Annotated in this window: 1 protein-coding gene and 1 pseudogene; both read right to left on the bottom strand. The window is 40.0% G+C overall.

Annotated elements, in window-relative coordinates:
• Positions 1-224: LysR family transcriptional regulator (locus ciss_RS13120; protein ID WP_143298551.1), on the bottom strand; the 224-nt coding region annotated here is incomplete at its 3' end.
• A pseudogene (locus ciss_RS13490) lies at positions 196-712 on the bottom strand (cobyrinate a,c-diamide synthase); the annotation flags it as partial. The pseudogene ciss_RS13490 and the gene ciss_RS13120, both read right to left, overlap by 29 nt.

The raw sequence follows: 712 nt of genomic DNA, 5'->3' as shown, positions 1-712 counted from the left end.
ATTTTATCAATAATATCCTGAACTTTCTGGTAAAAAACTTCTCCAGCTTTTGTAAGACGTACCCCTTTATTTGACCGCTCAAACAGTTTTACTCCTACTTCATTTTCCAGGGATTGAATTTGCAGGCTTATTGCCGGCTGACTCATGTGCAATCTTTTTGCCGCCGTAGAAATATTTTTGGTTTCAGCTACCACTTTAAAAATTACAAGCTGCGAGTGAAGCATTAAAACCCCCACCTTTTATCCGAAAGTTTTTAGCTGCATTAACAAAATTCTCGGACCATTTGGGGTATGTTAACACGTGAAAATGGGTGTAAGCTGCAAAAACATTTTTATAGCAAAAGCCGTCCTGACCTTTAATTATCCCCTGACCTTTATGAAGCTTAAGCCCAAAGGTTAATTCCTCAGTCAAATTCAACCTGGAATAATGAAACTCATGTCCTTTCAGGCAATATCCAACCGGAAAATACGGATTTTCCCTGACAATTTCCCCCTCGGTATAACCATGCCCCTGGGATTTATTCGTCATCTGACATTCCGCCGGAATTACGCCGGCCATATAATATTCGTTCCCGCTATTTCTAATTTTATCACATAAATACATAAGTCCGCCGCACTCGGCATAAATCGGCATCCCCAGTTGCGCATATTTTTTTACCTGAGTTAATAATTTCTGGTTCCGGGCAAGCTTTTCCAAATAAAGTTCCGGAAAC

The organism is Carboxydothermus islandicus, from assembly GCF_001950325.1.
In the GTDB taxonomy this organism is placed as follows: domain Bacteria; phylum Bacillota; class Z-2901; order Carboxydothermales; family Carboxydothermaceae; genus Carboxydothermus; species Carboxydothermus islandicus.
This window is presented reverse-complemented; position numbering and strand designations above follow the sequence as displayed.